The sequence below is a fragment of the Streptomyces eurythermus genome, assembly GCF_014649115.1.
In the GTDB taxonomy this organism is placed as follows: domain Bacteria; phylum Actinomycetota; class Actinomycetes; order Streptomycetales; family Streptomycetaceae; genus Streptomyces; species Streptomyces eurythermus.
This window is the reverse complement of the sequence record NZ_BMSK01000011.1, coordinates 302,839-321,213: the sequence shown is the minus strand read 5'-3', so window position 1 is coordinate 321,213 and position 18,375 is coordinate 302,839. Positions and strand designations below refer to the sequence as shown.

Here is an 18,375-nt window from a genome sequence, read left to right as displayed (position 1 = left end):
ACGAACCAGCTGATGCCGAAGCCGAAGCACCTCACCTGGGAGGAGGCCGCGGCCCCGGGCCTGGTGAACTCCACCGCCTACCGCCAGCTGGTCTCCCGCAACGGCGCCGCGATGAAGCAGGGCGACAACGTCCTGATCTGGGGCGCGAGCGGCGGACTCGGCAGTTACGCCACCCAGTTCGCCCTCGCCGGCGGCGCCAACCCCATCTGCGTCGTCTCCTCGCCCCAGAAGGCGGAGATCTGCCGGAAGATGGGCGCCACGGCGATCATCGACCGCACCGCCGAGGGCTACAGGTTCTGGAAGGACGAGCACACCCAGGATCCCAAGGAGTGGAAGCGCTTCGGCAAGCGCATCCGCGAACTCACCGGCGGCGAGGACATCGACATCGTCTTCGAGCACCCCGGCCGCGAGACCTTCGGCGCCTCCGTCTACGTCACCCGCAAGGGCGGCACCATCACCACCTGCGCCTCGACCTCGGGCTACATGCACGAGTACGACAACCGCTACCTGTGGATGTCCCTGAAGCGGATCATCGGCTCGCACTTCGCCAACTACCGCGAGGCCTACGAGGCCAACCGCCTCATCGCCAAGGGCAAGATCCACCCGACGCTGTCGAAGACGTACTCCCTGGAGGACACCGGGCAGGCCGCCTACGACGTCCACCGCAACCTGCACCAGGGCAAGGTCGGCGTCCTCTGCCTCGCCCCCGAGGAAGGTCTCGGCGTGCGCGATCCGGAGCTGCGCGACCAGCACATCGACGCCATCAACCGCTTCCGGCGGACGCGCCCTTGACGATCTCCAAGGGTGATCGTTTAATCACTTCAGGCCAGTAGGTAAAAATTTCTTACTGTTGTTGTCGCTCCGGGGACCGAACCCGATCACCGGTGGGGCAGGGAGCGCAGGACGGGCATGACCCCGACCAGTCTGCCGGCACCGGCGCTCCCGCGCACGTAAGGCGACGGCGCCGGGATCGCCGAATCCCGGCGCGGGTCACCAGCAACAACCGGGGGCGTTGATGGGAGACGAGACTTTAAAGGGAACGGCCGGGACGCTGCGCTTCCTGGAACTCCTCACCGCCGACGCTCCGGCCTGGCGGTACGAGGAACTGGTGCAGCGGGCCGGCGCCGAGGGCGCCGACCCCGAGACCATCGAGTACCTCGGCCGGGCCAAGCGCCTCGCGCTCCAGATCGAGGACCGCGTCAGCCGCGGCCGGCGGCGCGAGGCGGAGCTCACCGGCCTCATCGACGTGGTGCGCGAGCTGACCCGGTCCCCGCACCCGGGAGCGGCGCTCGACCAGATCGTCCGGCGCACCCGGATGCTGATGCACAGCGACCTCGCCTGCATCGCCCTCCTCGAGGAGCCGGGCGGCGACGCCGTGATCAGCGCCGTCGACGGCGCCGTCACCACCCGCCTGCCCGGCCTGCGGGTGCCCGTCACGCGGGGACTCGGCGGGGCCGTCGCCCGGCACCAGGGCCCGTTCTGGGCGGTCGACTACCTCACCGAGGAACGCATCGCCCACGATCCGGTCGTCGACCACACCGTGCAGGCGGAAGGGCTGCGCGCCATGCTGTCCGTCCCCCTGCGGTCGGACAGCGAGCAACTGGGCGTCCTCTACGTGGCGGACCGCAGCGCGCACGACTTCCTGCCGGACGACGTGGCGCTGCTGCAGTCGCTCGCCGACATCGCCGCCGTCGCCGTCGCCTCGGACCGGCTCCTCGCCCGGCTGGAAGGGCAGGACGGCGGCCCGCGGGCGGGTGCCGGCCCCGCCGAGCCCGGCCCGCCGGGGCCGGCCCGCATCCAGCAGCGCCTGCTGGAACTGGCGCTCGACGGCGCCGAGCTGGACGAGGTGCTGGACCACTGTGCCCGTGAGCTCGGCGGAGCACTGGCGGTCTACGACCGGCACGGCGACACCGTCGGCGCCTCCGGACACATACGCCGGCCGCACGAGGCCGAGCTGGAACGGGCGTACCTCGACCTCCACGCCTCCGGGGCGCCCGTCGAGCTGGCCGACGGCACCTGGATGGCGACGCTGACCGCACGCTCCGACCCCGGCTGGCTCCTGCACCGCCCGGACGGGACGGGGGACCCCGGCCCGCCGGAGCTGCTGTTCGCCGTGGCCAACGTCGTCAGCATGGTGCTGGAACTGCGGCGCTCCGCCCCCGCCGACCACCAGTGGCGGGACGACCTGCTGGAAGACCTGATCAGCATCCACCACCCCGCCGAGGTGGCGGTGGCCCGGGCCCGCCGGCTCCAGGTGCGGCTGGACCGTCCGCACATCGTGGTCATCGCCCGCCCGGACGGCCCGGTCGCCGAACACGCCACCGCCTGGGCCACCTCCTGGGTGCGGCGCCGCCGGGGCCTGAAGATGACCCGGGAGGACTTCGTGGTGCTGCTGCTGCCCGGGGACGACCCGGCGGCCATGGCGCACGAGGTGTCGGCCCGGCTCAGCGCGGCGCTCGAGGTGCCGGTGACGGTCGGGGCCGCCGGTCCCGCCGACGGCCCCGAGTCCATCCAGCGCTTCTACCAGGAGGCGATGCGCTGCGTGGAGGCCCTCATCGCCATGGGCGGCGAGGGGCGGGCGGCCTGCGCGCGGGACCTCGGCTTCCTCGGCCTGCTGTTCGCCGAGGACTACGACGTCACCGAATTCGTCAACAAGATCATCGGCCCGGTCATCGAGTACGACACCCAGCGGTTCACCGTGCTCGTCGAGACGCTGGAGGCGTACTTCCAGGCGGCGTGCAGCCCGACCCGCGCGGCCGAGCTGCTGTACGTCCACCCCAACACCGTCTCCCGGCGTCTGGAACGCATCACCCAGCTGCTGGGCCGCGGCTGGCAGGAGCCGGACCACGCCCTGGAACTGCAGCTCGCGCTGCGGCTGCACCGCACGCGCTGCGCGTCACAGGCGCCGGACACGGACGACTGCGCTTCCCGGGACCGCTGACGCTCACCCGGACCGCTCGAGCTCCTCGCCCGCGTGGTGCTCCCGCGTCAGCACCCGGACCGCGTGCGCCAGGGAGACCATCGTCATGTGACGGTGCCACCCGTGGTACGAACGCCCTTCGAAGTCCTGGGCGCCGACGTCCATGCAGATGCGGGCGAAGTCGGTGTCGGCCCGCCGGGTGAGCTTGCTCAGCCGCAGCAGGGTGCCGCGGCCCGCGCCGGTCATGTTGGTGAGCCACAGCTCGGCTACGCGCCGTCTGTTCGGCTGCCACTCGCCCATCAGCAGCAGCTCCGCCCCGCCGGACCGCCGCGGGGCGACCACCCGGACACCGGCCGGGCGCGGCCGGCGCGGCACGGTGACCCCCGGCCACAGCACCGGAAGCAGCGCCACCAGACCGGTGCGCAGCACCCGCGGCACGGCCGGGTCCACCCACTCCACGGGCCGCTGCTGCGACCTGGCGAGCGTGGTGAGGTGCTCCGCGGACGCCGACAGCACCCGGCGCTGCCCGCTCGACAGGTCCGGTGCCAGCAGGGGGGTGTTGCCCCCCACGCGCAGCAGGAACGGCAGGTCGGCGGCGGTGAACGCCTCGATGAGCGGTGCCGGCGGCACATCCCGCGCGTCGATCACCACGGGTCTCGGCGTGAGTCCCCAGGAAGCCGCCTGCAGGACCACCGAGATCGCCGTGTCGTCACCGGACCAGCCGCCGCCCACGGTCTCGGGCACACCGTCGCGCACACCGGGCGCGGGGGCGCCGGGCCGGTCCTCGCCCACGGACAGCTGCCAGTTGACCGGCGCCGCCGCGCTCTGGCCGGCGAGCCACAGCCCGTGGCTGTGCTGACTGGTGACGGCCTGGCCCAGGTGGCGGATGAAGCGCCGCTGGACCCCCACCGAGTGCACACCGCTCTTCGGCGTCACCATGGGCTGCACCACCCAGGCGTGCGGCGTCATCAGCCGTTCCATCCGGCGGGCGAGCGAGGCGCGTACCTCGGACCAGTCCCACGTCGAGACGCTGATGAAGTGGTGAAGGCTCTGGGCGGCGGCGGGTTCGCGCGTGCTGGTGGCGAGGTTCCGCATCGTCTTGCGGCCCCGCGCGGTGAGCAGTCCGTTCACGTACAGCCGTCCTTTGTGCCGCTGGTCGCGGCGGCGCAGTGAGGCCAGCACCGAGGCACACACCTCTTCGGTGAGGTGCGCTTCAGGGGAGTGGGCCGGATGGTGGGGGGTCGTCGGGGCAGTCGTCAGCGTCCCCATGAAGCTCCTCAGAGTCGGGATTCGCAGTGCTTGCCGGTCGGGCTCGTCGGGTCCTCAGCCTTGTCCGCCGCAACCGGAGGCCACAGGTCCGCAGGCGACCCACTTGTCCCGGGGCCGCGGTGGCCGGTTCACAGCGGTGGCCGCGGACGCCCCCATACAGTCGGCCGGGGGGTGGCCGGACCACCGCGGTCACCCCCGCGCAGGCCGTCCGGGGCGGTCCGGGCGGTGGTCCCGGAACCGTGGTGCCGTGGCGCGCGGTGCGTCCGGGGCCCTCGGGACCGCCCGCGGCGGGGAGGGGTGTGCCGACATGACACAGCTTCATCAAATCGTCCCCGCGCACGACGAATTGGCACGTCAACCCTCGTACGGGCGATCACCCCTCTGATAGGTTCGGCGCACGGGGATGGGCGGATGAGGAGACATGTGAAGCTCGCTGCCGAGGTGCTGAACCAGTCGCGGAACACCAGCGGACCACTGATCGTCGTACTCGGCGCGTCCGGGTTCCTCGGGCCCGCCGTCATCGACCGGCTCGCCGGCCTGCCGGTGCGGGTCCGCGCGGTGGCCCGGGGCGTAAGTCCCGTACCCCCGCGGGCCGTGGCCGAGATCGAGGGGTACCGGACGGACCTCGCCCGGCCCGGCGCGGTCGCCCGCGCCGTCGAGGGAGCCGACGCCGTCGTCCACCTCGCCGCCCACGTCGGCGGCGACCGCTCCTGGCGCGCCGCCGGTGAGGACTCGGAGCGGGTGAACATCGGCCTGATGCGCGACCTGGTCACGGTGTTCGAAGGACGTGACGCCCCCGCGCCCGCGGTGGTGTTCGCGAGCACCGCGCAGGCCGGCGGAGCCGCGGACCACGCCCGCGCCGCCTACGCACGGCAGAAGATCGCCGCCGAGGAACTGCTGCGGGAGGCCACCGCACGGGGCACCGTCCGGGGTGTCGCGCTGCGGCTGTCGACCGTCTACGGCCGCGCCCCGCTGACCGGTTCGTCCGGGCGCGGCGTGCTCGCCGCGATGGCCCGGCGCGCCCTCGACGGCGCTCCGCTCACCATGTGGCACGACGGAACCGTCGAACGCGACTTCCTCCACGTGCGCGACGCCGCCCGCGCCTTCGTCACCGCGCTGGACCACCTGCCGCGCCTCCAGGGCGGCGACTGGTCCGTCGGCAGCGGCAGCCGCGTCCGCCTCGGCGACGTGTTCCGCTCCCTCGCGGACACCGTGGCCGAACGGACCGGACGCCCGCCCGTCCCGGTCCTCTCCGTGGAACCGCCCGACTTCGCCGAAGCGGGCGACTTCCGCACTCCGGACTGCGACCCCGCGGCGTTCGGCGCCGTGACGGGGTGGTCCCCCTCCGTACCCCTGCACGAGGGGCTGGACGAACTGGTGGCCGCACTGGTCGCCGCGGAGGCGAGCACATCGCGCGAGCCGTGACCGGACACCGGCTCAGCGAGCCCCCATGGCCGAGTTGAAGGGAAGAATCCGAGCGTGAGCGAGGACCGGAAGCGGACACCGTACGTACGGCTCGGACGCAGCGCGACTCTGGTGAGCCGGCTCTGGCTGGGCACGGTGAACTTCAGCGGACGGGTGGAGGACGCCGATGCCTCGCGGCTGCTGAGCGCCGCGCTCGACCGCGGCATCAACTGCGTCGACATGGCGAACATCTACGGATGGCGCGTCCACAAGGGACACACCGAGGAACTCGTCGGCCGCTGGCTGTCGAAGAGCGGTGTCCGGCGGGAGGACGTCCTGCTGGCCACCAAGGTCGGCGAGGACATGAGCGACCGGGTCAACGACGGAGGACTGTCGGCCCGGCACATCGTCGCCGCCTGCGAGCAGTCGCTGCGCCGCCTCGACGTCGACCACATCGACCTCTACCAGATGCACCGCCTGGACAGCGCAGCACCCTGGGACGAGATCTGGCAGGCCATGGACCGCCTCGTGACCAGCGGGAAGGTCTGCTACGTCGGCTCGTCGAACTTCGCCGGCTGGAACATCGCCGCCGCGCAGGAGACCGCCATGCGCCGCAACACCATGGGGCTGGTCTCCGAGCAGAGCATCTACAACCTGGCGATGCGCCGGGCCGACGCGGAGCTGATCCCCGCCGCCCGGGCGTACGGGGTCGGGGTGTTCGCCTGGTCACCGCTGCACGGCGGACTGCTGAGCGGGGCACTGCGCAAGCTGGCGGAGGGCACCGCCGTGAAGTCGGCCCAGGGCCGCGCGCAGGAACTCCTGCCGGACCTGCGGGCCAACATCGAGGCGTACGAGCGGTTCTGCGAGCGCATCGGGGAGCACCCGGCGGAGGTCGGCCTGTCCTGGGTGCTGTCCCGGCCGGGCATCAGCGGCGCGGTGATCGGGCCACGCACCCTCGGACAGCTCGACTCGGCGCTGCGCGCCCTCGACCTGCACCTGGGCGATGAGGAACTGGCCGAACTCGACGCCCTGTTCCCCGTACCGGGCGACGCCGCACGGCCTCCGATGACCGGCGCGGGGTGAGCGGGCGGGCGTATCGGCCGGCGCACCGCCCGCCGATACGCCCGCCCGCGGGGCCGGCCGATGCCGCCGGCCGGACGGCGACCCTGCTCAGACGACGCTGAGCTCCGGCAACGGGAAGACCAGCTTGCCGCCGCCGGCCACGAACCGCTGCTCCCGCTCGACGAAGCCGTCCCGGTAGATCCACGGCAGTACCAGCAACTGGTCCGGCTTTCCCGCCTTGGCGTCCTCCTCGGACACGATCGGGATCCGTGTGCCGGGCGTGAAGCGGCCCGCCTTCTCCGGGGAGACCTCACCGATGCAGGGCAGGTCCCGCTCCGTCAGCCCGCAGTACTGGAGAATCACGTTCCCCTTGGTCGAGGCGCCGTACCCGAAGGTCACCTTCCCGGCCTCCCGGGACCGGGCGAGGAACTCCAGCAGGGCCTCCCGCTGCCGCTCGACCCGCCGGGCGAACGCCTCGAACGGAGCGGTGGTGTCGAGCCCGGCCTCCGCCTCCCGCGCCCGGATCCGCGCGAGCCCCGCCTCGTCGCGCGCGTACCGGCCGGGGCTCCTGGCCAGCGTGACGCACAGACTGCCGCCGTAGACCTCGGTCAGCTCCGCCCTGATCACGGTCAGTCCGACCCGCTCGGCCATCCACTCGATCTGCCGCAGGGCGTAGTACTCCAGGTGCTCGTGGCACACCACGTCGTACGCGTCCGCGCCCAGCATGGACGGCATGTAGCTCTGCTCCATGACCCAGATGCCGTCGTCGGCGAGGATGTCGTGGACGTCCTGCATGAAACGCATCGGATCCGGCAGGTCGTAGAACATGGCGATGGACGTGACGACCTTCGCCCGCTGCCGGCCGAAACGGTCCTCGAACGTCTTCCGGGAGAAGTAGTCCACGACGAGTTCCGCGTTCGCCGGATACCTGTCGCGGAACTTACCGCCGGTCGGGTCGATACCGACCAGCCGGGGCCCGTCCTCGGGATAGCCGCGCAGCAGAGTGGCGTCATTGCTGCCGATGTCCACGACCAGGTCCCGCGGCCCCAGTTCCACCAGGTCGAGAATGGCCGCCACCTTGTCGTGCAGATGGTGGATCATGAAGGGCCGGATACCGGAGCGGTAACCGTAATCGTCGCCGTACATCAGATCGGCGTCGGGGGTGTGGCGCAGCTGCACCAGCCCGCATCCCGCGGGGGAGCAGACGACCAGCTCCAGCGGCACCGAGGGGACCTCCTGGTCGCGGCGCGTCGGGAACACACCGGTCAGCGCCTGTTCCCCGAGATCCAGCACCGGGAGCAGCTCGCGATTGCCGCAGATACGGCACGCAGTGATGATCATTACCGGATTCTCCCGCCGTGGTGACGGGCGATCGACGAATCGGGCGGCACTTTGTCACATGACGCCGACGAACGAGCGAACCGCACTATGTCAGCTCGGTATTGCCGTCCACCGGACGGCTCTTTTACTGTGTGGCGCCGTACTGCCCGAAGGCGCGTCTCATTCCGCCCGGCGCGGCTCCGTTCGTGCGACCGAAAACACCCAGTGAAGGGTTCCGCGTGGCTCATATCGCATTCTTCATCCTCCCCGTGCCCGGGCATGTGAATCCGACCCTGGGAGTGGCCGAGGAACTCGTGGCGCGCGGTCACCGGGTCACCTACGCACTGCCGGAGGACATCGCGGGGCGCGCGCGGCGCGTCGGCGCGGAGGCCGTCACCTATCCCATGGACCGGGAGCGGTTCCGCACCCACATGGTGCCGCAGCAGAATTCCGACGAGTACACCGACAAGGGCGAGATACTCCGCGTCCTTGAATGGCTGCTGGAGATGACGGACCGGACCGTGGAGCCGTTGGAGCGGCATTTCCGGGACGACCGCCCCGATGTGATCGTGCACGATCCCTCGTCGTTCTGGACGGGACGCATCCTCGCCGACCGGTGGGGCGTCCCGGCCATCCGCAGCACCCCGACGTACGCGGCCAACGAGCACTGGTCCATGCACCCCGGCGCGGAGGCGGCCGGGCCCCCCGACGATCCCGCCCTCCTCGAACTCGTCGGCGGGATCGACCGGCTGCTGCGCGCGCAGGGCGTCGACGACGACGCGGGCACCTTCACCGGGCGCGTCCACAGCGGCCCGGCCCTGCTCTACATGCCCCGCACCTTCCAGTACGCCGGGGAGACCTTCGACGACCAGCACCACTTCGTCGGGCCGTGCGCGCCCCGCGCCTCCTTCCACGGCACCTGGGAGCCGCCGCACGACGGCAGGCCGCTCGTCATGGTGAGCATGGGCACCCTCTACAACCAGCGGCCCGATTTCTTCCGCGCCTGCGTCGAGGCGTTCCGCGACGAGCCCTGGAACGTCCTGCTGGTGCTGGGCGGCGGCCTGGCCCCCGAGGACCTGGGCCCGCTGCCGGACAACGTCCGCGTACGGGACTTCGTCCCGCTCGCCGACGTCTTCCCGCACACGGCCCTGGTGGTGAACCACGGCGGGATGAGCACGGCGATGGAGGCCTTCTCGCACGGCGTCCCCGTGGTGGCCGTACCGGTGATGACGGAACCGCGGGCCACCGCGCGCCGGATCGCCGAACTCGGCCTGGGCGCCCAGCTGCCCGGCCCCGGGGTGAGCGCGGCGGACCTGCGCGCCACCGCGCGTCGCGTGCTCGCCGACGACGGGATCCGCGAGCGGCTGCGGTGGATGCGCGAACGGATCCGGGCGGCCGGAGGCGCCGCCGCGGCGGCCACCGTCATCGAACGGCTGCTGCCCGCGCAGCCCTGAATCCCTCCGCCCGCGCGTCAGCGCCCGTCCTCCGACCAGTGGGAAACCGACCATGCTCATCACCGAAACGGCCGTGCCCGACGCCTACCGCATCCAGCCGGAGCTCCTCCCGGACCACCGCGGCCGGTTCTACGAGGGCCTGCGGTACGAGACGCTGCGGGCGGCCACCGGGCACGCCTTCGAGCTCCGGCAGGTCAACTTCACGGTGTCCCACCGCAATGTGCTGCGCGGCGTCCACGGCACCACGATGCCCCCCGGCCAAGGCAAGATCGTCACCTGTGTACGGGGCGCCGCCCGCGCCATGGTCGTCGACCTCAGAGTGGGCTCACCGGCCTTCGGCCACCATGACGTCCTGCGGCTGGACCCCCGCGACGCCACCGCCCTCTACGTGCCCGACGGACTGGGCCTGGCCTACGTCGCCCTCACCGACGACACCTGCGTGAACTACCTGTGCGACCGGGAGTACGTCCACGGCACCATCATCGACGTCGACGCCCTCGACCCCGCCCTGGCCCTTCCGTGGGACCTGGACGAACCCCCGGTGCGGTCGGCCCGGGACGCCGCCGCCCCCACCCTCGCCGAGGCCCTCGCCGGCGGGACCCTGCCCACCTATGAGCAATGCCGTCGCGGTTACCGGACCCTCCCCGTCGCCGGCCGGTGACCGCGTGGGCCCGGGACAGGCCTCACCGGAGCCGGCACGGCGTCAGACTCGCGGCCGAAGGCGTCTGCCTGCGCATGGAGGACCTGACCCGCGAGCTGCACGGCGCCGGCCGTCTGGCGCGGCTGCTCGGCGAACTCGGCGCGTGCGCCACCGCAGCCCGGCCCGCCGCGGTCCGCGAGGCCGTCCGCCGCGGTGACGCCTACCGCGACCGCCTGTCCGACCTGGCGTGCCGTCGTGTGCCGACCGCCGAGGCGGTGCTGAGCCTGCTCTGGGAGGACGCGCGCGCCGCCTGCGACACCTTGCTGCCGCACTACCGGCGTGGCGCCGGCCTGTGCGCCTGCGTCTTCGTGCCGCTGAACCCCTACGCCGACGGCCGCCGGGCCGTCGCGGAAGCCGCCGCGCTGCGGTGGACGGTCGACCGCCCCAACACGGTGGTGTCCGTGCACCTGGCGCGCGGCGGGGTGCCGCTCGTCGGCGACCTGCTGGCACGGGGCATCAGCGTCGACGTCCGGTCGCTGTTCACGCTCCAGCAGTTCGACCTGCTCTTCGAGGAGTTCCTCGGCGGCCTGGAGCGGGCGCGTGACGCCGGGTGCGACCTGTCGGGCATCCACTTCGCCGCCTCCGTCCCGCTGCGCGTGCTGGACGAGACGATCGCCGCCCGGCTGGGCGCGACGGCGTGCCGCGAGGAGTGGGCCGTGGCCGTCGCCCGGCTGCTGCACCACCGCCGCGAACAGCTGATGGACGGCGCCCGCTGGCAGGCGCTGGTCCGCGCGGGCGCCCGCCCGCCGCACTTCGTCTGGTCCGCCCGCGAGGCGCCCGTCCGGGAAGCGGTGCGCTACCTGGAGGAGCTGGTGGGCTGGAACAGCGTCTTCTCGGCGGGACCCGTCACCCTGCGGGCCGTGCGCGCCCGGGCCGAGCTGCGGGGCGACACCATCAGCGGTACGGAGGCGCACTCCCGGCATGTGCTGTCGGCCCTGCGCTGCCGGGAGGTCGACCTGGGGGCGATGGGCCTCGAACTGCAGCAGGCTCAGCTCGAGGCCGCACGCGGCGAGTGGACGGAGCTGTGCGGGGCGGTCGGCGCCACCCTCGGGCACGTCTGAACCGCCTCACCGAACCCGCGCGGGACCGCCCCCGGCAGGTCCCGGGTACCTCGTCGCGAACGCGGCGACCCGCCCGGCGTCCAGCCGCAGCCGGGATCCGGCGAACCGCTGCCGCATCCGGCGGTCGTGGGTCACGACCACCACCGCTCCCCGGTAGCCCGTCAGTGCCTGTTCCAGCTCCTCCACGAGCGCGGGCGACAGGTGGTTGGTGGGCTCGTCCAGCAGCAGCAGGTCCACCGGGTCGCTCACCAGCCGGGCGAGCTCGATCCTGCGGCGCTGCCCGTAGGACAGCTCGCCGACCCGCCGCCGCAGGTCGTCGGGGCCGAACAGGCCGAGGGAGAGCAGCTCCTCGACGTGCTCGTCGGGATGCCCGCCCCGGCCCTGGGCGAAGGCCTGCGGCACGGTCATGGCCGACGGCCACGGTGTGGGGTCCTGCCGCAGATGGCCCACGCGGCCGGTCACGGTGACCGAGCCGCCGTCGGCCGCCAGCTCACCGGCCAGCACGCGCAGCAGTGTCGTCTTCCCCGCGCCGTTGGGGCCCGTGACCAGCAGCCGCTCACCGCGGCCGATGCGCAGCGACCCGACCCGCAGCCGGCCGTCCACCCGTACGTCCGCCAGCTCCGCCACCGTCTCCGCCGCCGTTTCCGTCACGGCTTCCGGAGCCGTCTCCGCCGCCGGCCGGTCGGTGGTGGTGGAGAGCACGGCCGTGAAGGCGAGCGGGTCCGCGGGCCGGGCGACGGCGTTCTCCGTGAGCCGTGCCACCCGCTCCTTGGCGTTGCGGATCCGCGACGTCGCGCCGTGCACGCGTCCCCGCGCCCGGAACTGGCCGGCCCCGAAGTTGGCGAGCGGCAGCTTGCGCGGGATGCCGTCCATCCGCGACACGTGGGTGGACACCAGCTCGCGGTTGCGCTCCAGCTCGGCGCGCCACTGCTCGTACTCCCGCAGCCGGCGGCGGCGCTCCGCGGCCTTGGCGGACAGGTAGCCCTCGTAGCCGTTGCCGTAGCGGGTGACGCGGCCGGAGTCCACCTCCAGGACGGTCGTGGTGAGCCGTTCCAGGAACACCCGGTCGTGGGTCACCGCGACGACGGTGCCCCGGTGCCGGCGCAGATGCTCCTCGAGCCAGATCACCGCGTGTTCGTCGAGGTCGTTGGTGGGCTCGTCCAGCAGCAGCAGCTCCGGGGCGGAGGCCAGTGTCCCGGCCAGGGCCAGGCGCGACCGCTCACCGCCGGACAGGGTCGCCAGCGGCCGGTCGCGCTCCAGGCCCGGCAGGCCCAGGTGGTGCAGCGCGATGTCGACCCGGGTGTCCGCTTCGTGCCCGCCCCGGACGGCGTGCTGCTCCAGCAGTTCCGCGTACTCCTCGAACAGCCCGGCCAACTCCTCGTCCGACCGGCCCTCGCCCGCCTGGGCGGCCAGTTCGGCCTCGGCCCGGTGCATGCGGGCCTCCAGCTCGCGCAGGTCGGACAGGGCGAGGTCGACGGCGTCCTGGACGACGGCGTTCTCCGGCAGCTCCAGCGACTGCGGCAGATACCCCACCCCGCCGGGTGCCACCACGGTGACCGCCCCGTTGTCGGGCGTGTCCCGGCCCGCGATCAGCCTGAGCAGTGTCGACTTGCCCGAACCGTTGTCGCCGACGATGCCGATCCTCTCGCCGGGCCTGACGGTGAAGTCCACGCGGTCCAGGACCACGTGGCCGGCGAAGCGCTTGGTGATGTCGTGCAGGGCGAATTGGGCAACACGCATGGACGGTCCTCCTGTGTACAGCCGATACGGGGATGCCGTGTCCGCGTACGCCGCAGCCGCAGGGGGATACCACAAAGGGAACACGCCGGAACGGCCGTACTCATCGGCCACAGGCGGTGCGGAGGTACGCGGGAGGTGTGACGTCGGAGCAGCGCTCGACGCGGTCACACACTCGGATCGGCTATCACAGAGAACCCATGCGGGTGATCTTATCACACCGCACGGGGTGTCGCAGCCCTGATCACTCGCCAAGATGCGACGCGGATGCGCTGAAGCTAGTTTGGGGATATAGAGGTTGACCCGAACCCCGGGGCTCCGACGCTGTCGGCTTCGGGCCCGGGGTTTCCCGCATGATCGAGGAACAGCGTCATGCCCGACCGACAAACCGCTGACAACGGCCTCAGCAGCTTCTCGTTGCACACCTTCGACGAGACGTCGTCCCCCGCCGTCGCGCAACTGCAGGAGGAGCGAGCCGCACGTCCCCGCGTCAGGCCGGAGGGGCTCGAGAGCGAGCGCGACCTCGATCCCGAGACGGCGGCGCGCCGCTACCTCGACCAGGCCCTGGCAAGCGCGACGGTGCCGTCCTTCACCGCTCCGGTGGCGAACGGAGTCGCCAGCCGGTTCAAGACGATCGGCACGGAGACGGTCCCGCTCACCGACACCCGCACGGTGAAGTTCCGCCAGACACTGAACGGCATCCCGGTCTACGGCTCACTGGTGACCGTGGAACTCGACAAGGCCAACGATCTGATCGGCATCGACTCGGCTCTCGGCGAGCCCCAGGGGGTCGACCCGGTCGCCACCGTCTCGGCGGGCGACGCCCTGGCAGCGGCCGCCGCCGCGCCGCATGGTTATGTACCCGTCCTCGCCGGTGTGGTTCCTCACCTGAACCACTACTTCGACGCCACCTCGGCTCGCTGGCGGCTCGTGTACATCCTCGAAGACGTGCCGGTGACCCCGGCCGACACGGCTGAGCGCCAGTCGGGCCGGGAAAGCGCATTCGAGCCGCCCCGCTCCGTCGACTACGTGGTGGACGCCCACGACAGGCAAGTCGTAGCCGTCTTGCCGCGCACACCCGGCATGACCACCGGCGAAGAGCAGACGGCGACCGACAGCTTCCACGTCAAGCGCACCTTCCTCGTCTCACGGCAAGGCGGAAGCCTGGTGATGGACGACCCCGTCCACAACGTCCAGACCTTCGGCTTCGACTTCGGTGATCCCTCCGTCGACATGGACCGGCTCCCGGGTGCCCCCATCACCAATCCGCCGGCCTGGACACCGAGCGCCGTCAGCGCCCACGCCAACGCCGTCGCGGTGTCCGAGTTCCTGCGCGATGTGCTGCGGCGGGACAACATCGACGGGCGCGGTGGTCCCATGCGGTCGACCATCGACTGCGTCGTCGCCGACAGCAGCCCCGGCCCCGGGCAATGGCACAACGCCTTCTGGGACGGCCGGCAGATGGTCTACGGCCAAGTGCTGCGTGGAGACGAACTGCTCTCGCTGTCCGCCAATATCGATGTGGTGGCGCACGAGATGTTCCACGGTGTCACGGACCACACCTCCCGTCTGGAGTACGTATTCCAGTCGGGGGCCCTCAACGAGTCCTACTCCGACATCTTCGGAACGATCGTCGCCAACTGGGGGAAGGAGGATCCCCGCACCTGGGACTGGCTGCTGGGCGAGAAACTCCTGCCCGGGGACCAGCCGTTCCGCGATCTGTCGAACCCGCCTCGATTCGGGCAGCCGGCACACATGGATCAGTTCCGCGTGCTGCCCGACACCCTGGCCGGTGACTGGGGCGGGGTGCACATCAACAGCGGGATCCACAACAAGGCGGCCTTCAACTTGTTCACCGCGCAGGCCGACGACGGCTCACTCGAACTGAGCCCGGCCGAGGTGGCGGCCGTGTTCTATCTGGCTCTCACGCAGCGGCTGTCGCGCACCTCGCAGTTCAGGGACAGCCGACGCGCGGCCGTGGCCAGCGCGCGGACCCTGTTCCGAACACTGCCCCCGAGCCGGCTGGCCTCCAAGGTCGCCGCGGTTGAAGCGGCCTTCACCGCGGTCGGGATCCTGTGAACCCCGCGGCACGTACCTCGTTCACGTGCGGGCGCTTCCTTTCAGCAGATGACGTCAGGCGTGGCTCCGGGCAGAACCGTGGATGCCGTACGGCGCGCCCTCGGCGGCCAGTTGCCGGCCCGGCGCGATCACGCCGCCCTTGGCCGCGGAGCGCGCTGTCCGCAGGTTGGTGAGCGAGCCGGTCAGGCCGGCGGTGGAGCCGACGGTGAGGACGCAGCCGCGGCTGTGGGCCAGATGGGGCCAGGCCGCCCGGACGGTCGGCCACACCGAGTCCGGCTCGGCGCGCATCGTGAAGGCGAAGTCCTCGTACGGCTGGCTGCCGATGCCCCCGAATCGCACCGCGCCCGCGTTGGCGTAGACGATGTCGATGCCGCCGAACGCGTCGACGGCCTCCGCCACCCAGGAGCCCACCGACGCCTCGTCGGTGACGTCCAGGGGGCCGGGAGCCAGGGCCGTGCCGCCCTCGCGGGCGATCGGCCGCTGTGTCTCGACGGCCTCCTCGTGCAGCAGGTCGCCGCCGACCACGAGCGCGCCCTCGGCGGCGAACCGCAGGGCGGCGGCACGGCCCTGGCCGCGGGCGGTGCCGGAGATCAGCGCGATCCTTCCCTCCAGCCGCTTCACGACGCCCCCTCGCGCAGTGCGTCGGAGACCGACTTGACCCCGCCGTGCGCGGTCAGCCCGCCGTCGACGGGGATCTCGGCGCCGGTGATGAACGACGACTCCTCCGACAGCAGGAACGCGACCAGGGGCGCGATCTCGTCGGCGGTGCCGGTGCGGCCGAGCGGGGTCTCGCGGATGTTGGCCTCGCGGAAGGCGGGGGCGGCCGAGGCGGTCATCTCGGTCTCGATGTAACCGGGGTGGATGGTGTTGACGCGGATGCCGCGCGGGCCGAGCTCCAGCGTCGCCGCCTTCGACAGGCCCCGCAGCCCCCACTTGCTGGCGGTGTAGGCGACCGGGTAGTGGGCGGTGAGGGCCGCCGAGGAGCCGACGTTGACGATCGAGGAGCCGGGCGGCATCAGCGGGGCGAGGTGCTGGACGCCGAGGAGCGGGCCGGTGACATTGACGGCGTGCACACGGTCGAAGTCCTCGGCCCGTACGTCGCCGAGGCGGGCGCGCCAGGTGATGCCCGCGTTGTTCACCAGGCCGTGCACCTGTCCGTACGACTCCTTCAGCTCGGCGGCGAGGCCGGCCCAGTCCTGTGCGCTGGTCACGTCGAGGCGGCGGCAGTCGCCTTCGGGCCGTACGTCGGTGGCGATCACCCGGGCGCCCTCCCGGGTCAGCCACTCCGCCTCGGCGGCGCCTTGACCGCGTGCCGCACCGGTGACCACGATCACCTTGCCCAGGAGCCTCTTGGGGCGCGGGCCGCTCACGGCCGCTCCCGGGACCGGCGCCGGCCTGCGGGCAGCGTCACCGGGTCCGCGCCGGGCACGACGGTGTTGGACACGCTGCCGATCCCCTCCACGGTGAGGGTGACGGTGTCGCCGGGCCTCAGCGGGGGCGGTGTCCGTTCGCCGCGCGTTCCCCACAGCTCGGCGAGACAGCCGCCGTTGCCGCAGGTGCCCGAGCCGAGGACGTCACCGGGGACGACCCGGGTGCCGCGCGAGGCGTAGGCCACCATCTCCTCGAACGTCCAGCTCATGTTCGACAGCAGATCGCGTCCGACGACCTCGCCGTTGACCTCGGCGGTGAGCGCGAGGCGCAGGAAGCCGTCGGTGTCGCGGTACGGCTCCAGTTCGTCGGCGGTGACCAGGTACGGGCCGAGTGTGGTGGCGGTGTCCTTGCCCTTGCAGGGGCCGAGACCGACCTTCATCTCGGCGGTCTGGAGGTCCCTGGCCGACCAGTCGTTGAAGACGGTGTAGCCGACGATGTGGTCGCGGGCCTGTCCGGGGGTGAGGTCGCGGCCCTCACGGCCGATGACGGCGGCCACTTCCAGCTCGAAGTCGAGGACGGCCGAGCCGGGCGGCACCGGGATGCCGTCGCCCGTCGCGTAGATCGCGTGCGGGTTGGTGAAGTAGAAGGTGGGCGCCGCGTACCACTGGTCGGGCACGCCCGCCGCGCCGTCCACCGACCGCCGTACGCCCTCGACGTGCTCCTCGAAGGTGACGAAGTCCCGTACGGAGGCGGGCCGGAGCGGTGGCAGCAGCCGGACCTGGGACACATGGGGGCCGGGCGGCACGTCGAGGGCCGCCGCGCCCGCGGCGAGCAGGCCGGGCAGCCCGCCGCAGTCCCGCAGCAGGCCGGTGAGCGAGGTGACGCCGGGCAGGGGGAGAAGCGTGCCGTCGTCCTGCACTACGGCGACCCGGACGCGGTGATGGTGTTCGTAGGCGGCGAAACGCATGGTGTGGCTCCTGGCCGGTGAGGCCCGGGGGTGCGGCGGGACTGAGTCAGGGCGGGTGACAGGGCCGGCCGCGCCCCCGGGAGCGAAGGGGGCGGGATCAGACCGGCGGGGCGACGAAGACGCCGCGGTCGGGGTCGTTGAAGGACTCCTTGGCGATGAGCTCGTTCATGGGGTTGGCCGTGCCCCACTGGTCGGTGACCTCGGGCCGGGAGAAGTCGTAGACGTGCGGGTGCCAGGTGTCCTCGTCCAGGCACTCCAGTTCGGTGGTGTACTCGACGGTGTTGCCGTGCGGGTCGAGGAAGTAGGTGAAGGTGTTGTCGCCCGCCATGTGCCGGCCGGGACCCCAGATCTTGCGGTACCCGGCGCGGATCACCCGGCCGGAGCCGCGCATGTACTCGTCGATGCCGCGCATCTCGAAGGAGATGTGGTGCAGGGAGGTGTGCGGGCCCTTCGCCAGCGCCATGGAGTGGTGCTGGCTGGAGATCCGCATGAAGTGCATGACCTCGCCCATGTGCGGCGAGCTGAGCGTGTCGGAGAGGCGGAAGCCGAGGTGGGTCTCGTACCACTCCCGGGTCCGGTTCAGGTCGGGGGAGTTGAGGACGACGTGGCTCAGCTTGACCGGGATCGACTCCTTCTCCTCGATCTTGCGGTGCTGCCGTACCGCGACGTCGGCCGAGACCTCGATGGTGCGGCCGTCGACGTCGAAGAAGCGGAAGCCGTAACCGCCCCCGGGGGTGTCCACCGTGCCCGGCCGGGTGATCAACCGCACGCCTCCGGCCAGCAGTCGTTCGGCGAGGGTGTCCACGTCGGCGGGCGAGGCGGCGCCGTAGGAGACCAGGTCGAGGCGCTTCTCCTCGGCCTTGCGCAGCCGGACGACGTACTGCTCCGGGGAGCCCTCGGCGGCCAGGAAGGAGATCCCGGAGTCCTCGGCGACCTTGGTCAGGCCCCAGACACCGGCGTAGAAGTCGAGCTGCTTGTCGTAGTCGGGCACGGCGAGGTCGACGTGCCGCAGATGGGTGAGCAGACGCATG

15 protein-coding genes are annotated in these 18,375 nt (G+C 72.1%); 8 read left to right on the top strand and 7 right to left on the bottom strand.

What is annotated here, in order from left to right; genetic code table 11:
* Together ccrA and IE251_RS22630 are read left to right on the top strand one after the other, a co-directional pair.
* Positions 1–792, top strand: a 792-nt coding sequence (gene ccrA, locus IE251_RS22635; RefSeq protein ID WP_189754825.1) for a crotonyl-CoA carboxylase/reductase, incomplete at its 5' end; no start/stop codon positions are given.
* Between the two features lie 223 nt (positions 793–1,015).
* The gene (locus IE251_RS22630) at positions 1,016–2,941 is read left to right on the top strand and encodes a helix-turn-helix domain-containing protein (protein ID WP_189754824.1); all 1,926 of its coding nucleotides are present in this window, start codon (positions 1,016–1,018) and stop codon (positions 2,939–2,941) included.
* A 3-nt stretch (positions 2,942–2,944) separates the two neighbouring features.
* On the opposite strand, the gene IE251_RS22625 is transcribed toward IE251_RS22630, so the two are convergent.
* On the bottom strand, positions 2,945–4,189 hold the full coding sequence (locus IE251_RS22625) for an IS701 family transposase (protein ID WP_189754823.1): 1,245 nt from the start codon (positions 4,187–4,189) through the stop codon (positions 2,945–2,947).
* A 423-nt stretch (positions 4,190–4,612) separates the two neighbouring features.
* Here IE251_RS22625 and IE251_RS22620 point away from each other — a divergent pair, with 423 nt between their 5' ends.
* Positions 4,613–5,614, top strand: coding sequence for an NAD-dependent epimerase/dehydratase family protein (locus tag IE251_RS22620; RefSeq protein ID WP_229896892.1), 1,002 nt, complete (start codon positions 4,613–4,615; stop codon positions 5,612–5,614).
* Between the two features lie 54 nt (positions 5,615–5,668).
* Positions 5,669–6,676 (top strand): aldo/keto reductase, encoded by a 1,008-nt coding sequence (locus IE251_RS22615; RefSeq protein WP_189754821.1) that lies wholly within the window; start codon positions 5,669–5,671, stop codon positions 6,674–6,676.
* Between the two features lie 87 nt (positions 6,677–6,763).
* Here the strand turns inward: IE251_RS22615 and IE251_RS22610 are convergent, their stop codons facing one another.
* Positions 6,764–7,996 (bottom strand): class I SAM-dependent methyltransferase, encoded by a 1,233-nt coding sequence (locus IE251_RS22610; protein WP_189754820.1) that lies wholly within the window; start codon positions 7,994–7,996, stop codon positions 6,764–6,766.
* Between the two features lie 218 nt (positions 7,997–8,214).
* Here IE251_RS22610 and IE251_RS22605 point away from each other — a divergent pair, with 218 nt between their 5' ends.
* The 3 genes from IE251_RS22605 to IE251_RS22595 all read left to right on the top strand — a co-directional run bounded on the left by IE251_RS22605 (position 8,215) and on the right by IE251_RS22595 (position 11,190).
* Positions 8,215–9,429 (top strand): macrolide family glycosyltransferase, encoded by a 1,215-nt coding sequence (locus tag IE251_RS22605; protein WP_189754819.1) that lies wholly within the window; start codon positions 8,215–8,217, stop codon positions 9,427–9,429.
* Between the two features lie 52 nt (positions 9,430–9,481).
* The gene (locus tag IE251_RS22600; RefSeq protein WP_189754818.1) at positions 9,482–10,090 is read left to right on the top strand and encodes a dTDP-4-dehydrorhamnose 3,5-epimerase family protein; all 609 of its coding nucleotides are present in this window, start codon (positions 9,482–9,484) and stop codon (positions 10,088–10,090) included.
* 74 nt (positions 10,091–10,164) lie between these two features.
* Positions 10,165–11,190, top strand: coding sequence for a transaldolase family protein (locus IE251_RS22595; RefSeq protein WP_189754817.1), 1,026 nt, complete (start codon positions 10,165–10,167; stop codon positions 11,188–11,190).
* A gap of 6 nt (positions 11,191–11,196) precedes the next feature.
* Here the strand turns inward: IE251_RS22595 and IE251_RS22590 are convergent, their stop codons facing one another.
* Positions 11,197–12,930, bottom strand: a complete 1,734-nt coding sequence (locus tag IE251_RS22590) for a TlrC/CarA/OleB/SrmB family ABC-F type ribosomal protection protein (RefSeq protein WP_189754816.1) — start codon at positions 12,928–12,930, stop codon at positions 11,197–11,199.
* 369 nt (positions 12,931–13,299) lie between these two features.
* Here IE251_RS22590 and IE251_RS22585 point away from each other — a divergent pair, with 369 nt between their 5' ends.
* On the top strand, positions 13,300–15,006 hold the full coding sequence (locus tag IE251_RS22585) for a M4 family metallopeptidase (RefSeq protein WP_189754815.1): 1,707 nt from the start codon (positions 13,300–13,302) through the stop codon (positions 15,004–15,006).
* A gap of 54 nt (positions 15,007–15,060) precedes the next feature.
* Here IE251_RS22585 and IE251_RS22580 read toward each other — a convergent pair whose 3' ends face one another.
* The 4 genes from IE251_RS22580 to IE251_RS22565 form a co-directional block, all read right to left on the bottom strand.
* A complete protein-coding gene (locus tag IE251_RS22580; protein WP_229896891.1) occupies positions 15,061–15,627 on the bottom strand; it encodes an SDR family NAD(P)-dependent oxidoreductase in 567 nt (188 codons plus the stop codon).
* Positions 15,624–16,376 (bottom strand): SDR family NAD(P)-dependent oxidoreductase, encoded by a 753-nt coding sequence (locus tag IE251_RS22575; protein ID WP_189754814.1) that lies wholly within the window; start codon positions 16,374–16,376, stop codon positions 15,624–15,626. Before IE251_RS22575 ends, IE251_RS22580 begins: the two co-directional genes overlap by 4 nt.
* Positions 16,373–17,344 carry a fumarylacetoacetate hydrolase family protein gene (locus tag IE251_RS22570; RefSeq protein WP_189754813.1) on the bottom strand — a complete coding sequence of 324 codons (972 nt, stop codon included), beginning with the start codon at positions 17,342–17,344 and terminating at the stop codon, positions 16,373–16,375. Before IE251_RS22570 ends, IE251_RS22575 begins: the two co-directional genes overlap by 4 nt.
* Before the next feature lie 97 nt (positions 17,345–17,441).
* The gene (locus IE251_RS22565; RefSeq protein WP_189754812.1) at positions 17,442–18,374 is read right to left on the bottom strand and encodes a VOC family protein; all 933 of its coding nucleotides are present in this window, start codon (positions 18,372–18,374) and stop codon (positions 17,442–17,444) included.
* Position 18,375 lies beyond the last annotated feature (1 nt).

Excerpts from the sequence above, each read along its gene's own strand:
- IE251_RS22630 (WP_189754824.1), top strand. The coding sequence starts at position 1,016 with ATGGGAGACGAGACTTTAAAGGGAACGGCCGGGACGCTGCGCTTCCTG.
- IE251_RS22625 (WP_189754823.1), bottom strand. The coding sequence starts at position 4,189 with ATGGGGACGCTGACGACTGCCCCGACGACCCCCCACCATCCGGCCCAC.
- IE251_RS22610 (WP_189754820.1), bottom strand. The coding sequence starts at position 7,996 with ATGATCATCACTGCGTGCCGTATCTGCGGCAATCGCGAGCTGCTCCCG.
- IE251_RS22600 (WP_189754818.1), top strand. The coding sequence starts at position 9,482 with ATGCTCATCACCGAAACGGCCGTGCCCGACGCCTACCGCATCCAGCCG.
- IE251_RS22595 (WP_189754817.1), top strand. The coding sequence starts at position 10,165 with ATGGAGGACCTGACCCGCGAGCTGCACGGCGCCGGCCGTCTGGCGCGG.
- IE251_RS22590 (WP_189754816.1), bottom strand. The coding sequence starts at position 12,930 with ATGCGTGTTGCCCAATTCGCCCTGCACGACATCACCAAGCGCTTCGCC.
- IE251_RS22585 (WP_189754815.1), top strand. The coding sequence starts at position 13,300 with ATGCCCGACCGACAAACCGCTGACAACGGCCTCAGCAGCTTCTCGTTG.
- IE251_RS22570 (WP_189754813.1), bottom strand. The coding sequence starts at position 17,344 with ATGCGTTTCGCCGCCTACGAACACCATCACCGCGTCCGGGTCGCCGTA.
- IE251_RS22565 (WP_189754812.1), bottom strand. The coding sequence starts at position 18,374 with ATGCGTCTGCTCACCCATCTGCGGCACGTCGACCTCGCCGTGCCCGAC.